This is a genomic window from Bacillus sp. FSL E2-0195, assembly GCF_038003645.1.
Lineage (GTDB): Bacteria > Bacillota > Bacilli > Bacillales > Bacillaceae_G > Bacillus_A > Bacillus_A mycoides.
Window position 1 is genome coordinate 425,591 of the sequence record NZ_JBBOPN010000002.1, and the last position, 15,550, is coordinate 441,140.

At 30.5% G+C, this 15,550-nt stretch carries 11 protein-coding genes and 4 pseudogenes; 3 read left to right on the plus strand and 12 right to left on the minus strand.

All coding sequences use genetic code 11. The features are described 5' to 3' along the window. Positions 1-277: 277 nt before the first annotated feature. The 7 genes and pseudogenes from MHH59_RS29535 to MHH59_RS29565 all read right to left on the minus strand — a co-directional run. On the minus strand, positions 278-532 hold the full coding sequence (locus MHH59_RS29535) for a SunI/YnzG family protein (protein ID WP_033728921.1): 255 nt from the start codon (positions 530-532) through the stop codon (positions 278-280). Positions 533-1,033: 501 nt separating this feature from the next. Next, entirely contained in the window at positions 1,034-1,180 is a 147-nt protein-coding gene (locus MHH59_RS29540; protein WP_002144117.1) for a hypothetical protein, read from the minus strand. 283 nt (positions 1,181-1,463) lie between these two features. After that, complete coding sequence (locus tag MHH59_RS29545) at positions 1,464-2,306, minus strand: arylamine N-acetyltransferase family protein (RefSeq protein WP_061676092.1); 843 nt, start codon at positions 2,304-2,306, stop codon at positions 1,464-1,466. 269 nt (positions 2,307-2,575) lie between these two features. Further along, positions 2,576-4,174: pseudogene (locus MHH59_RS29550) on the minus strand (methyl-accepting chemotaxis protein). A gap of 570 nt (positions 4,175-4,744) precedes the next feature. Continuing rightward, on the minus strand, positions 4,745-5,566 hold the full coding sequence (locus tag MHH59_RS29555; RefSeq protein WP_061676090.1) for a peptidoglycan-N-acetylglucosamine deacetylase: 822 nt from the start codon (positions 5,564-5,566) through the stop codon (positions 4,745-4,747). A 73-nt stretch (positions 5,567-5,639) separates the two neighbouring features. Next, the gene (locus tag MHH59_RS29560; protein WP_061676089.1) at positions 5,640-6,146 is read right to left on the minus strand and encodes a DUF3902 family protein; all 507 of its coding nucleotides are present in this window, start codon (positions 6,144-6,146) and stop codon (positions 5,640-5,642) included. A gap of 57 nt (positions 6,147-6,203) precedes the next feature. Beyond that, positions 6,204-6,810: pseudogene (locus MHH59_RS29565) on the minus strand (D-serine ammonia-lyase); the annotation flags it as partial. Between the two features lie 263 nt (positions 6,811-7,073). Here MHH59_RS29565 and MHH59_RS29570 point away from each other — a divergent pair. After that, positions 7,074-7,628 (plus strand): helix-turn-helix domain-containing protein, encoded by a 555-nt coding sequence (locus MHH59_RS29570; RefSeq protein WP_061676088.1) that lies wholly within the window; start codon positions 7,074-7,076, stop codon positions 7,626-7,628. Between the two features lie 149 nt (positions 7,629-7,777). On the opposite strand, the gene MHH59_RS29575 is transcribed toward MHH59_RS29570, so the two are convergent. Further along, positions 7,778-9,205: an S-layer homology domain-containing protein gene (locus MHH59_RS29575; RefSeq protein ID WP_201055251.1), complete on the minus strand. Its 1,428-nt coding sequence runs from the start codon at positions 9,203-9,205 to the stop codon at positions 7,778-7,780. A gap of 637 nt (positions 9,206-9,842) precedes the next feature. Between MHH59_RS29575 and MHH59_RS29580 the strand changes: the two genes are divergently transcribed. Further along, positions 9,843-11,498, plus strand: a complete 1,656-nt coding sequence (locus MHH59_RS29580) for an S-layer homology domain-containing protein (protein WP_340853554.1) — start codon at positions 9,843-9,845, stop codon at positions 11,496-11,498. A 615-nt stretch (positions 11,499-12,113) separates the two neighbouring features. Here MHH59_RS29580 and MHH59_RS29585 read toward each other — a convergent pair. Both MHH59_RS29585 and MHH59_RS29590 read right to left on the minus strand, forming a co-directional pair. Beyond that, the gene (locus tag MHH59_RS29585; RefSeq protein WP_078204018.1) at positions 12,114-12,323 is read right to left on the minus strand and encodes a hypothetical protein; all 210 of its coding nucleotides are present in this window, start codon (positions 12,321-12,323) and stop codon (positions 12,114-12,116) included. Positions 12,324-12,963: 640 nt separating this feature from the next. After that, positions 12,964-13,263, minus strand: a complete 300-nt coding sequence (locus MHH59_RS29590) for an ArsR/SmtB family transcription factor (protein ID WP_061676085.1) — start codon at positions 13,261-13,263, stop codon at positions 12,964-12,966. A gap of 571 nt (positions 13,264-13,834) precedes the next feature. On the opposite strand from MHH59_RS29590, the gene MHH59_RS29595 reads away from it, so the two are divergent. Further along, positions 13,835-14,236, plus strand: coding sequence for a DUF4878 domain-containing protein (locus MHH59_RS29595; protein WP_201054913.1), 402 nt, complete (start codon positions 13,835-13,837; stop codon positions 14,234-14,236). A 56-nt stretch (positions 14,237-14,292) separates the two neighbouring features. On the opposite strand, the pseudogene MHH59_RS29600 reads toward MHH59_RS29595, so the two are convergent. Both MHH59_RS29600 and MHH59_RS29610 read right to left on the minus strand, forming a co-directional pair. Next, positions 14,293-14,628: pseudogene (locus MHH59_RS29600) on the minus strand (SMI1/KNR4 family protein); the annotation flags it as partial. Positions 14,629-15,062: 434 nt separating this feature from the next. Further along, a pseudogene (locus MHH59_RS29610) lies at positions 15,063-15,254 on the minus strand (HNH endonuclease); the annotation flags it as partial. Positions 15,255-15,550: the final 296 nt, after the last annotated feature.

Below are 15,550 nucleotides of genomic sequence, written 5' to 3' on the forward strand. Positions count from 1 at the left end.
GTACCCACTTTGGTGTCTTAGTTTAAAAAAGTACCCATTTTCTTGTCTCGATATATGGACAAGAAAATGGGTACTAAATGAAATGTATCTGTAGATAATTCAGCATTTTACACTTTAAAATCAGTTCCTACTTTCATGACTTTTTACAAACGACATGAATCTCTAAACTATTTCGAGAAGAAAGTACAAAATTTATTTACTGTCTATTTATCAACGTTTGTTAATGAGATTTTAGTTTAGACTTACATGCCGTTCTACACTTCTTATTAGAACTGTATTACTCAATATTAATTTCTTCTAAGATTATAGATGGATTAACAACAAATATAATGAAGTTTAAGTTTGTAGTATGTACTAGTATTCTATTCTTCGAGGAAGATGGAGTTCCAATATAAACAACATGATCGAGCTTATTATAAGGAACGTCATTCGTAGATATAGTAATTATATCTTTTAAAGGGATGGTAATCTCTGCTGATTGCCATGCAATCATTATACTATCTTGGGACTTTGTTATGCTAATTATTGACATTTTATATCAATCCTTTATTAATTTTAGATAAATAATTAACCAATTACCTAAATTATTTTAAATTAAACCATCTATCATGATATAAGGATTTTAAGAATTTGTGCTTATATATGCAAAATTACATGTACAAACTCCTTATTTTCATAAAAATACACTATATTAAAAACGATTTGACTACTATTAATCAATTTCGTTTCTTTTCAATTTAACAGTAATTAATTGAAAAAAAGCTGCTATTCTATTAGCGAATCAAATAAGGCATAAATTGATGAAAACAAAATCTTTGTAGACAATAGTGTGGGATTTTTTGACACATCTGCTCAATGAAAATAAAAAAGACCATTGTATTTTATAAAAGTTACAATAGTCTTTTTTTAAAATCTTATATCATCATATTTGATATTTATTATTTCTCTTTTCCTTTTTCCTCAATAATAAATTTTGAAACTAATTTCGATAAAGCTTCTACTTTTTATTTTGTTAGATTGATTCGATATCTCCTCAATTGATACTTAAGCCTATTATTACATTTATACCTTCTACTTTAAGAGTCTTACTTAGATTATCAATAAATATAGCATAAATGGAAAATAAGATACCCATAATTCCACCAGTAAGCCCTAATATGTATTCTGTTGTTCTTCTCAAGATTAACACTCCTTAAAATACAATATTATTCTATTAAAAGTAAAATACAAATCAGTTACTTTTATAGCTATATTGATTTATAATTTTATGAACGAAAAAAGCACTCTTTCGAGTGCTTTTTCTAATACTGCATAAAAAATTATGCTTTTCCACTCTTAAAACATATTGTAAATAAAGTATACTAACTATCTCAATTGAAATTATATAAAGGTATAAAAATGTAATTTTATTTAAACAAATCTATTTTTAAACGACAAAGAAATTTTATATGAGTTAGTTTAAGCTAGCCTCTTTCTAAAATTTTATCGAGGTATTTATCTAGAGAAATATTAAATACTTCTTTAAGAATCTGCTGATATTCTTCTTCATTTATAGTTCGTTTACTTTTTTGACCTTTTCTTGTTTCTGTAAAACTTTTTTTAGTAAGTGAAATATGTCCATCTTCAATTAATTTGCAGACAATGTATCCTTTGTTAAAAGGTGATTCGGGGTGCTCTACAATAATATTTTGTATAGCATTTACTTTGTTTGTATCTATTTCATCTAATGAAAATGCAAACCCAGTGCACCATGTATTAGTAGGTTCAGAATTAAGGAATTGGGCACTCTCCCCATTTTCTCCTTTTTTCATTTCTAGTAGGTAAGTTCCTTTTTCAGTATTCTGTTTACGAATACGATATTTTCCCGTTTGAGATGAGATCACTTCACCGCTAAATGGAACTGGGTGTAATGGAAGATGTGAGGCAAGTCCCCCATCTATGATGTATTTTTGATTATTATAATTTAAAATAATAATCACATGTCCATCGTCAGGCTTCCACTTATCACCACCTAAATCGTAGACCGTACCAGATATGCGATAGACATCAAATCCACAATCAAGTAAAAAATAATATAATACGGTATTGAGCTCGTAACATAGTCCTCCGCGTTGAGTTAATAGTAATTTTTCTTGAACATTCTTTCTAGTAATTTTCCGGATATTTTTGTTCATAACGTCTAAATTTTCATAAGGTATTACATATGCCATTTGCTGAAGAATTTCATGTAAATTTTCAAAGCTTACATCTTCTTTCGGAGATATCTGTAACCGTGAGAAAAAACTTTTTTGTAATTCAGTTAACACTGTGCATCACCTTCCATTTATAGAAAATTTAACCATTATCTATAATGGTACACTAAATAAATATATAATCAAGTGTAATAAAATAAAATCAAGTTCTTTATGGTATGTTTTTATATAAGACATAACATAAAGCTATTTATTATATGAAAATTTATCCAAAAACAAATTTCACGTTCCTTGAGGAAGGAGTCTTCTTGGCTAAAATGATAAAAAAGTACAGGCCTTTAATTGATTAAGGACCTGTACTTTTTTGTCATATTTGATATATTTTATTTCTCGTTTTTTTGCTCTTCAATAATAAATTTTGAAACTAATGCTGACAATGCTTCTACTTTTTCTTTTATTTTGTTAGATTGATTCGATATCTCCTCAATTGATGCTGCTTGTGATTGGATTGAATGTACAGTTTGAGTTGTTTCCTTAGCTACTTGTGTTGCAGTTTCAGAAACACTCGACATAGAGGCATTTACTTCTTCTGTACCGGCAGACATTTCTTCTGTCGCTGCAGATACTTCTTGAATTTGGCTAGTGATTTTATTAATAGCCACCATAATAGATGAGAATGCTTGATCTGCTTTATTAGCAGTTTCTTTTCCTTCCGAAGCTTTTTGTTGGCCTTTTTGCATTGCATCAACTGTATCTTTTGTATCTCTTTGAATTAATTGTATTAAATTATTGATTTCATTTGCGAATTTTTTAGACTTCTCAGCTAAATCCCCCACTTCTGCTGCCACCACCGCAAATCCTTTTCCATTTTCTCCAGCACGTGCAGCTTCAATTGAGGCGTTTAAGGCAAGAAGGTTTGTTTGTTCAGCAATATTAGTGATAGCATCCAGAGCTTTATCAATTTGCTGCGTACGTGTAACAAGCCTATCTATTACTTTGGATGTTTCTTCAACAACCTCATGAATACTATTCATTTGAAGTATAGATTGTTTTATCACTTCACTACCAGAATTGACTTGTTCTGTTGTTGTGACAGCCACTTCTGTAACCATTGCTGAAGATTCAGCTACTGTTTGAACTCCATTCGCAATTTCTTCCATTGATGATGAACTTTCTTGGATACTAGTAACTTGTCCTTCTATTTTTTCATCGACCTCAGATATAGTTTGAACAACCTCTCTTGATATATGAGATGCTCGTTTAGTATCTTGCAACATCCCATTGGTAGAAGAAATAACCTCTTGTGTTGTGATTTTTACTTCTCCAATTAATTGTTACAAGTTATCCAGCATACTATTAAAAGACTTCACAATGCTTCCCAATTCATTATTTGATTTATAAGAAGTGCGTATTGTTAAGTCACCTTCAGATACTCGCTCCATATCTCTTTCTAATAATACAATTGGTTGTTTGATTGCACTTTTAATGATATAACCAATAAAAATGACTATTGCAATTGCTATAATGGAGATACTAATAAACAGCATCATGGTATTTGTTGCACTGTCAGTATTATTTTTTTGTAATTGATCTGCATTATTATTATTAAATTGGATAAGTTCACGAATTGCCTGAATTGACTTTTTCATATTAGGATCAACCTCTTTTAGGTAATAAGCATATGCTTCTTCATTATTAGATTGTCCCAAATCTTGTACTTTCTTCAGTTGTGTTCTTAATTCTTTAAATGTTGTATAAAATGTTGTATACAATTCTTTTTCTTTATTAGAACTAACTCTAGTCTCAAACTTCTTTAATAACTGATCAGTTTCTGTACGAGCTACATCTATTTCTGTCAAAAGCTCTTTTATTCTTTTTTCATCTTTTGATAGAATAGTTTCCTTTACATTCATATTGATAAGATAATAATTAGACTCTATTGCTCCTATCCACTGAATTGGTAATAAACTATCTTCATACATAGTAGTAGAAGCATACTAACCTTTTTTAAGACCCCAAAATCCTAGTATAGATAATATTATACAAGCGACACTTGCTATAACTACCAATACGTTTAATGTTGTGCCAATTTTACTGTTTTTTAAAAACGACAATTAAATCCTCCTCATTGTTATATATTGATTAAATGATAATTATATAAAAATAAACGACAAAATGCGACATTTAATTATTTATAACCATTGGAAAATCCGTAAAAGCTTTTCTAAAATAACGTAACTATTTATTTTAGAATTGATACATGTTTTAGGTTTAATCAATTTCTGTAGTGATAATGTAGTAGTTAAATCTGAATTTAACTACTATTTGCACGGTGTAAGTTAATCTCCCCTCCAAGTAATAGTGTAACATCCATGTGTATACATGGTCTTTTTCACACTGTCTACCTAAAGGGGATAATATCAACTTAAATTAAATTAATAAAAAAATAGCCAGTTAAAAGAGCGTGTTTTCATTTATTAACTAAACACGCTCTTACATATATTTAAACCCTATATCATTTATTCCATTCTATAATTAATACATATTCTTTTTTATATCCGGTTATCATGCCAGAAGTTTATTGGAAAATGATTATTCTCATCATAAGCTTCAAATTCATAACCTTTTTCTTTTAATCCTTTTATAATTGCTGGAACTGCCGCGACAGATTGTGGATGAATATCATGCATTAAAACAATTTCTTTTGAAGACGTCGCACCTGCTAATACATTTTGAACAGTTTTTGCAGCTGCTACATCAACGGGTAATTTATTGTATTTCCAATCTAAAGAATCAATTGTCCAATCCCAAACTTTTAAATTATTCACGACTACTTCATTTCGAAGTAATTCATTTAAGCCAGGCATTGATCCATATGGTGGGCGTGTTAATTTCGGTGCGTTTCCAATAACATTTCTAATTAAAGATTGATCCTCTTTCATTTCCTTAACATATTCCTTAGTGGTGTATAACTTTTTAAAATCATGTGTCATGCTATGCATGCCAACATAATGGTTCTCTACATGCTCTCGTTTCACTAAATCTGGGAACCTTTTCACATTATCACCAATTAAAAAGAATGTTGCTTTTACATTATTTTTCTTTAATACATCTAATAGGTTAGCTGTATATTTTCCTGGTCCATCATCAAAAGTTAAATATACAACTTTTCTTTCTTTACCATCAAAACGACTAGGTATCGATTTTTTTAATTCATTTTTAGGTAGACTGCTCACTTGTTGAACACTGTTTACCTCTTTCGCATTTACCAGCTTAGGGTTCGTAATAGATTGAAACATGTAATAACCTATTGATACTAATATAATGGCAAATAATACACTTATAATTCGCTTTTTCTTAAGCTTAATTCTCATTCTATAATTCTTCTTTCTAATTTATTAACTGAGTTCATGTTGGATTATCTACTTTTATACTATTTAAATGCTACTACCATCCTGCACTTGCATTCATACCAGTTGCCATAAAAGTAATAAATAACGGCCAAAATAACGGCCATAACGTAAGAAGTATATTTAGAAGTATAAGTATACTATATACCCCAGGGAAATTATGATTTTTACGATTTACAAATACTAAAATCACTAATAATATTATGGGTATTAAATATAAAAATAGCATTAGAAACCAATACCATGTCATTAAAGTAAGACTCAATGGTCCTAATATCTCGTGTACAACTCCGAATGATATTCCTAATACTCCAAAACTAAAGGTTGTAATTATTGTTTTTAGAAGCACTTTAGCGAATTTTGAGTCGTACGTTTTTCTGCTATATAGACCTATCACAATATACAACGATAGATATGCCATTAATACACCTATCCAAATCAATAGCCAGTCTGCATCTAACATAAAGAAGACAAACAGCGACCAACACACCCCTACTATTGAAAAAACAAGGGAAATAATTATATTTTTTAAAACTGGTTTCATGTTCATTTCACATCCTTTAAAAACTTAAGAATACATTATTAGCTTGTATTCTTCTATTTCTACCGCTTTACTATAGTCTGTTGTATATTCAATAACAGTAATGCCTTTACTTCTAAGTAGATTCTTTTTCCACGTTCTCGCATCAGTTGACATATGGACAGTTACATTGAATCCTAACTTTACACTCATAATTCCAATGCTTAACCCTAAATTTCCGGTCGAACCTACTGCAATTGAATAATTTGAAAAGAATGTTCTAAACCTGTCACTATCTAATACGGAATAATCATCTTGTTTAGTTAATAAATGATGTTTCAAAGCTAAATCTTTGGCCTGTTTTAATACCTCATATACTCCGCCTCTTGCTTTAATAGATCCTGAAATGGGAAGATGACTATTACATTTTAGTAATAATTGTCCTGGTATTTCCTCTTTATATTCTTCTTGCAGATATTGTTTCATGGAATTAATATTTACTAGTGGCGATTCAATAATGCCATTCGCCTCTTGTGTTTCAGGAAAAACTTTTGCATTATTATGGAGCAAATCGTTTTAATCGATCTTCTGCATCTATAACATCCACTCTAGTTAAAGTACTAGCTAGAATAAAAGATTCAAAATCTGTCTTACTTGGGTTAAGCAAAAAAACTTCCTCGGTTTCAATTAATTTTTAAAAAAATGGATACTTCTTTCTCAAATTCTCTTTTGTTTCATTTGCAATTTCTCTCAGTCATAAACCCCCTTGTAAATATAATCAATCCATTTCAATCACTTCACGTCTTATTTAATATTCTTACAACGATATAAATGTTTGAAAATTAATCATAATTTATTATAATTAAGTATATATTAACAATGTATTAAGTATAAGTAAATAAAATTAATTTTAATTTAATAAATTTCACTCATTTAAAGGGGATTATGTATATGAACAATATTAATGTTGGTCAAAAAATTATGGGATTTAGAAAAGGTGCAGGATTAACTAGTAAACGTTTAGCTGAATTAGCTGATATAACACCTTCCATGTTAAGTCAGATTGAGAAAGGGATCACGAATCCATCATTACAAACACTAAAATTAATTTCTGTAGCATTAAATATTCCTTTATTTAATTTTTTCTTGGAAGATACCAATACAGAAGAATTAGTTGTAAGAGCGGAACAAAGAAAACAAATAACCTTCCCTGAAAGCGGTAATGTTTCGTATGAGTTATTATCTCCTAATTTAGATGGATCACTGGAATTGGCTTTAATGAATCTGCTACCTCAAACCGCTTCATCTATGGAGCCTGTGGCACATAAAGGCGAAGAAATAGCATTTATTATGGAAGGACAAGTAAAACTATATCTAAATGATGAGGTTCTACTTCTTAATCCAGGTGATAGTGTTAAAATCCCACCATACGCAAAACATAAATGGGAAAACACTTCTTTACACAAAGTCACTGTTATATTTGGAGTAACCCCACCATCTTTTTAATTTTAAATACTAGCGCATAAAAGTTAGAGGAAATAATTCTCTAACTTTTTTGTATACATAACTATATTTAAAAAAAGTAAAAAACTTGTCTCAAAATTATATGGGATTATAATCTAAACGATTAAGAGTAGTGAGAGAGACCTTTCTAATTACATACTTAAATTACTTTTTAATGCCCAGTATTTTTCTCCATTAGTTTCAAAAGAGAATTCTATCCATCCATTTGGATCTTCACGATAAATAAAGATGTTTGTTCCAGGAGTTACTGTACCAACTTTATTTTCATCGACTGCTACATCTGATTTACTTTTAATTTTTAAATGAAATGGATAAGGTACATGATAGTAAGCGGCTGATGATACAATATTTGCGCTCGAACCATCTTCATACATTTTATACGGTATTTCATTAGATAACGCTTCGACATCTAATGTTTCAGGGTTCTTCAGTAATTTTTTTGCATGTGTATAGTCTTTTGCACGGAACGGTTTAATACGCCCCATAATACCTGCAATTTTGTTAGCCCATCCTTTATCTGATGCATATTTCACGTTCATACCAGCTAACGTTGGTCCGTTATAATGCATACCATCTTCTTCTAAATATCTTTCTCGCACATAATTAGCATTATAAGCAATACTGTCGCTGTAGGTTGGTAAATATTTTGCATATTTAAACGGATCTCCATCATATGCACGTAATCCGAATAGATTATGTTTTTGATATGCAATTTCTGATTTTCCATATCCAGATTCTAAAATTGCATGAGCGGCTAAATATAGAGCATTTACACCATATTTATTTTGTGCGTTGATAAAGTCTTTCCCATGTCCAACTAATGGACTATCTGAATGGTATTGTGCAATAAAACTATCAATTTCTTGGGCAGTAATATTAGAAGCCACTGTTAAGTTTAAATCTTCATATGATGTAGCAGTAATGATTTCTTTGTCTTCTAAACCATTGTTTTGATTTTTTTGCAACATATCAGTTTTAGCAGTAAGTTGAGCGGCTTCAGCTCGTGTTATGAATCTATTTGGTTGCCAACCGTTATCAGTCCCAACTGAGATTTTTAAGTTAATTAAAATATTGGCGAATTTTTCACCCCAATGTCCTTTTAAATCCTCAAATTTACTTTGGCCATTATCATTTGTTGTACTCTGTAGTTTATAAGCATTTACTAGCATTGTCGCCATAGCAGCACGTGTAACTTTTCCAGTTGGATTGAAGATGCCATTCCCTTCTCCTTTAATAATGCCAGCTTTTTCAGCAGCAGCAATATAGGGAGTAGCCCAATGGTTTTGTGAATCTGTAAAGGAAGGTTTTGCATTGAAGTCAATTTTCGTACCCAAAACCCTTGTCATAATAGTCGCCGCAGAAGCTCTGTCTAATGAATCATTTGACCCAAAAATCCCATCTGGGTAGCCACTTAATACTTGCTTATCTACTAAATAATTTACAGATTCCTCTGCCCACTTTGGAACATCAGGAAATTTTTGAGTATCTGCAAATATATTAGATGAGTAGGATAGTAGACTTCCTGCAATAATTCCTGTAGCAATTAACTTGGATTTCATAAAATATTCTCCTTCTAAATCTTAATTTCTATCCATTCTCATGCATTTAATTTACATTATTCCTTTATTAAGAAATAAGAATAAAAAATTGCAATGAATGTTGGTTTGTTTATTGAATAATTAATCATATTTTTAATGGAAAATATATATAAGGAATTGTGTAAACAAAAGCTCTTTATTCAACAGAGTATATAGAGAAAAAGTTCTCTATCAATATACATCTCTTAAAATTTTATAAGCGTAACATACATTTAGTTCAATGATTGTAGTTATTTACATATAAGTGTCAATGAATAAATATAAGTTTATATTCAACTTTTTTATTAAATTCAAGTTGGTTTTGTATTCTTGTTAAACTAGTAAATACACTTGAGAATTAATATCAATTCATTATAATTAAGTATACATTAATAAGTCAATACATTATTAAATTTTAATAAATAAAATTAATTTATATTGATTTTTTATGTAAATGTTATACATTTATGTTAAAATTATTCATTGACACTCGTGCATATAAGTAACTATAATCGTTACACCAAATTGAATAGATGTCAGCATCATCACAAACATATAAATATAAAAATAAAAAAACTCAATTTGGTAATACAATAGATTGGTAGAGGTGTATATTTTTATGAAGCGCAAATTAATCACAACAGGTCTCCTCGCGGGGGCTATATTATCCTATTCTTCTAGTATTTTTGCGGATACTCAAAAGTTTCCTGATGTTCCAAAGTGGGCAGAGGAATCTGTAAATTATTTAGTAGATAAACAAGCTATATCAGGTTTACCAGATGGTACCTTTAGCTCAAACGCTACGTTAGATCGAGCTTCCGCCGCAACAATTATAACAAAAGCCTTAGGGATAAAAATTGATACAAAAGCCAAACCTTCTTTTACAGATACCCAAGACCACTGGGCTACTCCCTATATTGCTGCTGCTGAAAAAACTGGCATTATTAAAGGTGAAGGGAATGGACTCTTCAATCCATCCGGAAAAGTTACTCGTGCTGCCATGGCTACTATGCTAGTAAATGCTTATAAACTACAGAGTACAACAAATGATAATGGCCAAAGTAAATTTGAAGATTTAAAAGGACATTGGGGAGAAAAATATGCCAATATTTTGATTGACTTAAAAATTTCCGCTGGTACTGATAATGGTTGGCAACCAAATAGAGTGATAACACGTGTTGAAGCTGTTCAACTTACTGCTAAAACTGATATGTTGTCTAGAGAGATGAATAGTGAATTAAAAGAAAAAGACTATACAAATACAAATACTAATACTCTTCTAAATCAGCATCAAAAGCGTTCGGGTAAAGTAATTGAAAAAACAGAAGAAGGTTTAGTGGTTTCTGGTGAAAATTCAAGTGTATACGCTATCGTTTCTTCCCCTGAGGTCCTTAGAGATATTCAGATTGGGGATACCGTTACCATTTATGCACCTATTTTTATAGGATCAATACCAGGTCAACCAGATACAGCTAAATATGCAATTGTTCAAAAAGAAAATGAAGAAAACGTGCTAAAAAAACAATATAAAATGCACACTGGAAATGTAATCAATAAATCAAATGACGCTATTGAAATTTCTAGTGAAGATTCGACTGTTAGTGCTATCGTTTCTCCTGAAATCTTACAAGATATAAATATTGGAGATACCATTACTATTTATGGGGCATATTTTATGAATAATATGGCAACTGGTGAATTGTCTGCTAAAGCTCCAATCATCGAAAAGTTGGCAAGTAAGACAGTGACTCCTAATACAAGTGTAGATAAATCGAATTCTATATCAGAATTCGATAAAAAAGAACAAAATGCTCTGAATCAACACCAAAAACGTTCTGGTAAAGTAATTGAAAAAAAAGAAGACGGATTGGTGGTTTCCGGTGAAAACTCAAGTGTATATGCTATCGTTTCTTCCCCTGGGATACTTAAAGATATTCAGATTGGGGATACCGTTACCATTTATGCTCCTGTTTTTATAGGATCAATACCAGGTGAACCAGCAATAGCTAAATATGCAATTGTTCAAAAAGAAAATAAAGAAAACGTGTTAAAAAACCAATATATAATGCACACTGGAAATGTAATCAATAAAACAAAGGACACTATCCAAATTTCTAGTGAAGGCCTGACCGTTACTGCTGTTGTTTCTTCGGAAGTGCTTGAGAATATTCAAGTTGGGGATACGGTTACTATGTATGGTGCAGATTTTATGAGAAATCCATCAAATGATGAATTATCTGCTAAAGCTCCAATCATTGAAAAGTTGGCAAAATAAATATTAGGTTTCCAATGGGAAAATCCCCATACTAATAAGTATATAGATGCTATTTCTCTAATATCTATGGTTGTGTTAGTTATTTAAAATTGATATAAATTTGCTTTGTCTAAAGCTAAAAATAAGAGGCTTCTTACAATTAAGAAGCTTCTTGTCTTTTGTATAAGTGAATGGGATTTATAATTATTAAAATGGAACATTTTATCCCCTATAAATCTATTTATTTAGAATAATTTCATGGATATTTTATTATAAGCTAAGTAGTTTAAGGTTTCTTGTCCCTAGTTCAAAAAGTTTAGACTTTCATGTCACATTATTGAGACATGAAAGTACCTACAAAATTTATGATAATGGCTATTTATCAACGATTGTTCATGAGATTTTAGTTTAGAGTTTTATGTCTTTCTACAACAAGGATGTACAAAGACATGAAAGTGGGAACTATTTAGACAAGAAAGTCTAAACTTTCATTTTTGGAATTTGATTGGGACAAGAAAATCCAAACTAAAATTTTATAGATTTACATAACTAAATACATGTAATTTTGTGTGAACGTATAGGCTTAAATACTACGTTACTTTTATTTATAAAGAAAAGACACCCTAAGATGCCTTTCTACTCTGTAACAAATTTAAATACATAGTACATAAAAAATAGACAAGATAGATATGCTAGTCTGCCAGCGATCGATTCTCTCATAAATTTCATAAGTATGACTTTGACAAGCAATGATAAGAATAACGGTATAAACAGTACCATAGCAAGTTTGATCGCTATGTCATTTATTGTTGGATTAAATGGTTCGAAATTAATTATAATATTCACTTACCTTTCTTTTAACTGTTTATTTATATACTACAATTATATAAATAAATAATTAAAGGATACCATAAGGTTCCTTCCTACAACTGAACCATCTTAATTTTAAGCGGTTCTGGTGCAAATATAGGACACATTTCAAGGAACAATCAGGATTCCTACCGGAATTGTTCTTTTTTATCATATGCATGGCTTCTACTCCTATATGATATTACCCTATATAACAAAAAAAGCACCGCTATGGATGCTTTAGCCTACATATTCTTCAATTTTACTAAAGATTCCATTAATAGCAGGTACTACGCATGCAGATGCTACAATTGCAGAAATAAGTTTAACAAAAAATAAGCTTACAGTCATATTAACACCCCCTGCTCTAATAATAAGCAGGAAACATTACGTGAATTTTAAAATCTTATTATATTAATATTTTTTGTTTATCTTTGTTACAAAGATAAACACGTTCATTAAAGAGCGTGTTTTAATACTGCTACTAACTCATTTATACTTTTCATTTCTTCAATGAAGTCTTCATGTCTTGAATATAGCCAAGATGTTATACTATAACGTTTTTATGTTTTTTATAAAATAAAAAATAGGTGAATTGTAATCCCTGTTTGGGTGTACATCCACCTATTTTTTCAATTTAATTAGCATGACCCAGTATTTGTATGATTTTATCAGCTTTGGAGCTTTGAATATAATAGTACATCTCTAACCCTTTTCTTTCAGCTTTCAGTGCTTTCCCTTTCATTTTGGATAAATGTTGCGATACTGTTGATTGTGGAATATCCAAAATATTAGTTAATTGTGTTACATTTAATTTCTTGCTCTTAGCCAATTCACTAACAATTTGTAGACGTATTGGATGAGCCATAACTTTTAATAGTTCAACATTTTCTTCAGAAACTAAACCTTGTACATTATCATTATTAAATTTGTTCATAATACAACCTCGCATTCAATTTATATTTTATTCAAATTTTCAATGTATATTCCTAATATTATTATATTAAAATCCTCTGTGCGTTTAACTATGAATTAATTATATAATTTCAACTTGTGCTATGTGCGGAGTTAATATGTGTTTGTCGTGAAGTTTTTTAGATGTGTTTAGTAATTAAAAAAGCTACAAAGAAATTTTATCTCTTTGTAGCTTTGAATTAATGAATTATGCAGTATAAAAATACTAGTGCCATCAATATACCCATTTTTAAAGTAAAGATAAGTGAATCCGATTTTATGATTTTAAAAATGAATGTGTCTGTTATACCCCTATAACGCTGACTGATCAGAGCATACTCTGACATTATTATTATACTAGTGTATATAATTGAAATCAAAATTATAGTAATAGGTAGATTTCCCCTACTTCCCTTCACTTTTAATACCTTTAATATCATAAAAATAATATCTAAAAATATATAGTTTTACAGTTTTAAATTATTATATACTTATACAAGTAATTTAGCCCTTTTTAAGAGTTAAAATTACGTTATATATAAGGAGTGGTTTGAATGAAGAACAAATTTACACGTATGATCATGTTAATGGTGGTAATGGCCTTATCAGTTACAGCACTTGCAGCATGTGGAAATAATCGTGATCCCGAAGAAGTTGCTACGGCGTATTTCGAAGATGCAAAAGAAGGAAATGTAAAAGATTTTGGAGAGTTATTCACTCCTGAAGCGAAGAAAATCGTTGCTTTTGTGGGCGGAAATGCAGAACTAATCAAATCCGTTAGCAAGGATCTTAAAAGCTATAAAATTCGAAAAATCGAAGAGAAAAATGAAATTGCTACAGTAACTGTTGATGCTGTATATAAAGGTAATCCTAAAAAAGTAATCGTAATTGAACTAGAGAAAACGGATGATGGTTGGAAAATTAGTAAATCAAAAAAAAACGGTCTAGAATTCTAGGTCGTTTTTTAGTTTCCTCAATCTTCTTCTTCGAAATCACGTAGACTAGCAAGTAATTATGTAAGTGTTGAGCAAACAGGATATATTGCTTCCTCTATGTCTTCTTCCTCATGATCCCAGAATACGATTGTTGGTGAATCAGTGTTGTTTCGATAATTAAAGCATAGAAGATTGCCGAATGGATCTCTAGCAAAAGGATATATTTTGTCAGGTAATCTATCTTTCGTATTATTATATGTTTCTAGAAATGAATATTTTCTATCAGAATCTAAGGTTAAAAGATTATTAAGTGAATTTTCATCTTGATTTGGAATATTAAATGTATCTGGCGTTGGATATCCACCATCATATTCTTGTACACACTCAAGAAAATCATTAGGAAATTTAATATTTAACGAATTCCCCGAAAGAATTCTCCTTCCTCAAGCGTGTGAAGGGCGTAGCCCAACGGTAGGTGGGAGATGCATTTCGGTTTGGCATAGCCCAAAACTTTTGATAAACTAGCTATATGAAGTTCTTTGATAACTTGATATATGAGGTTGCAGGAAGAAAATTGAGTGCGAAAACCAAGCCATTCGGTTCCTGCGTAAAATATCAACCGTACCAAAAGAGCGTCCAAGCGTTGGACATCTAGGGGTGGAACACCCCAAAGTAACGCTCAGGGAGACGAAAGGTTACTTTCGTCGTGGAACTGAGAAGCTCCCACTTCAAGCTTTGCTAGGTGGCGAGTAGTTCACGTATTGTTCTAATTGTTTAATTTGGTCATCTGTTACTCTTTTTTCATTTACATTAATCCATGTAATGTGACTCACGGCTAAGTACCTCCCTATTTATCGCTATCTTTTCCCAAAATTTTATATCCACCTGTATGACCAGTATCATGATGAGTCTGATAATCTACAAGTTGCATCCTTCCAGTGTCTTGATGATGATGCCATGTATAATGCTCTGGAGTTTTTCCTATTTTAAATAATTGAATTTCTTCATCCGTAAATTTTAAAGCCAATTCAGTATTTTCATAATCTATTAGTTTAGGATTTTAAAAATACTTTAGTTTACTATAACCTAAATATGTATACTATATTTCTTGTTTTTTCATAATTTATTATAGTTTGATATGCTGTTTTTTATTATGTAAATTTCAAATAAAGCTTGTATGCTTTTTGATGTATTCCGCGATATATGTCTGCCCGAACTCTCTAGCATTCTCATAGGCCTACCAAGTTCCAAATGAAGTCTTTGTATTTATAATCCTGGGATCCTTACCTCTCATTTCTTTCTTTACACTTTTTTCAACTTAAATAAAACGCTCTT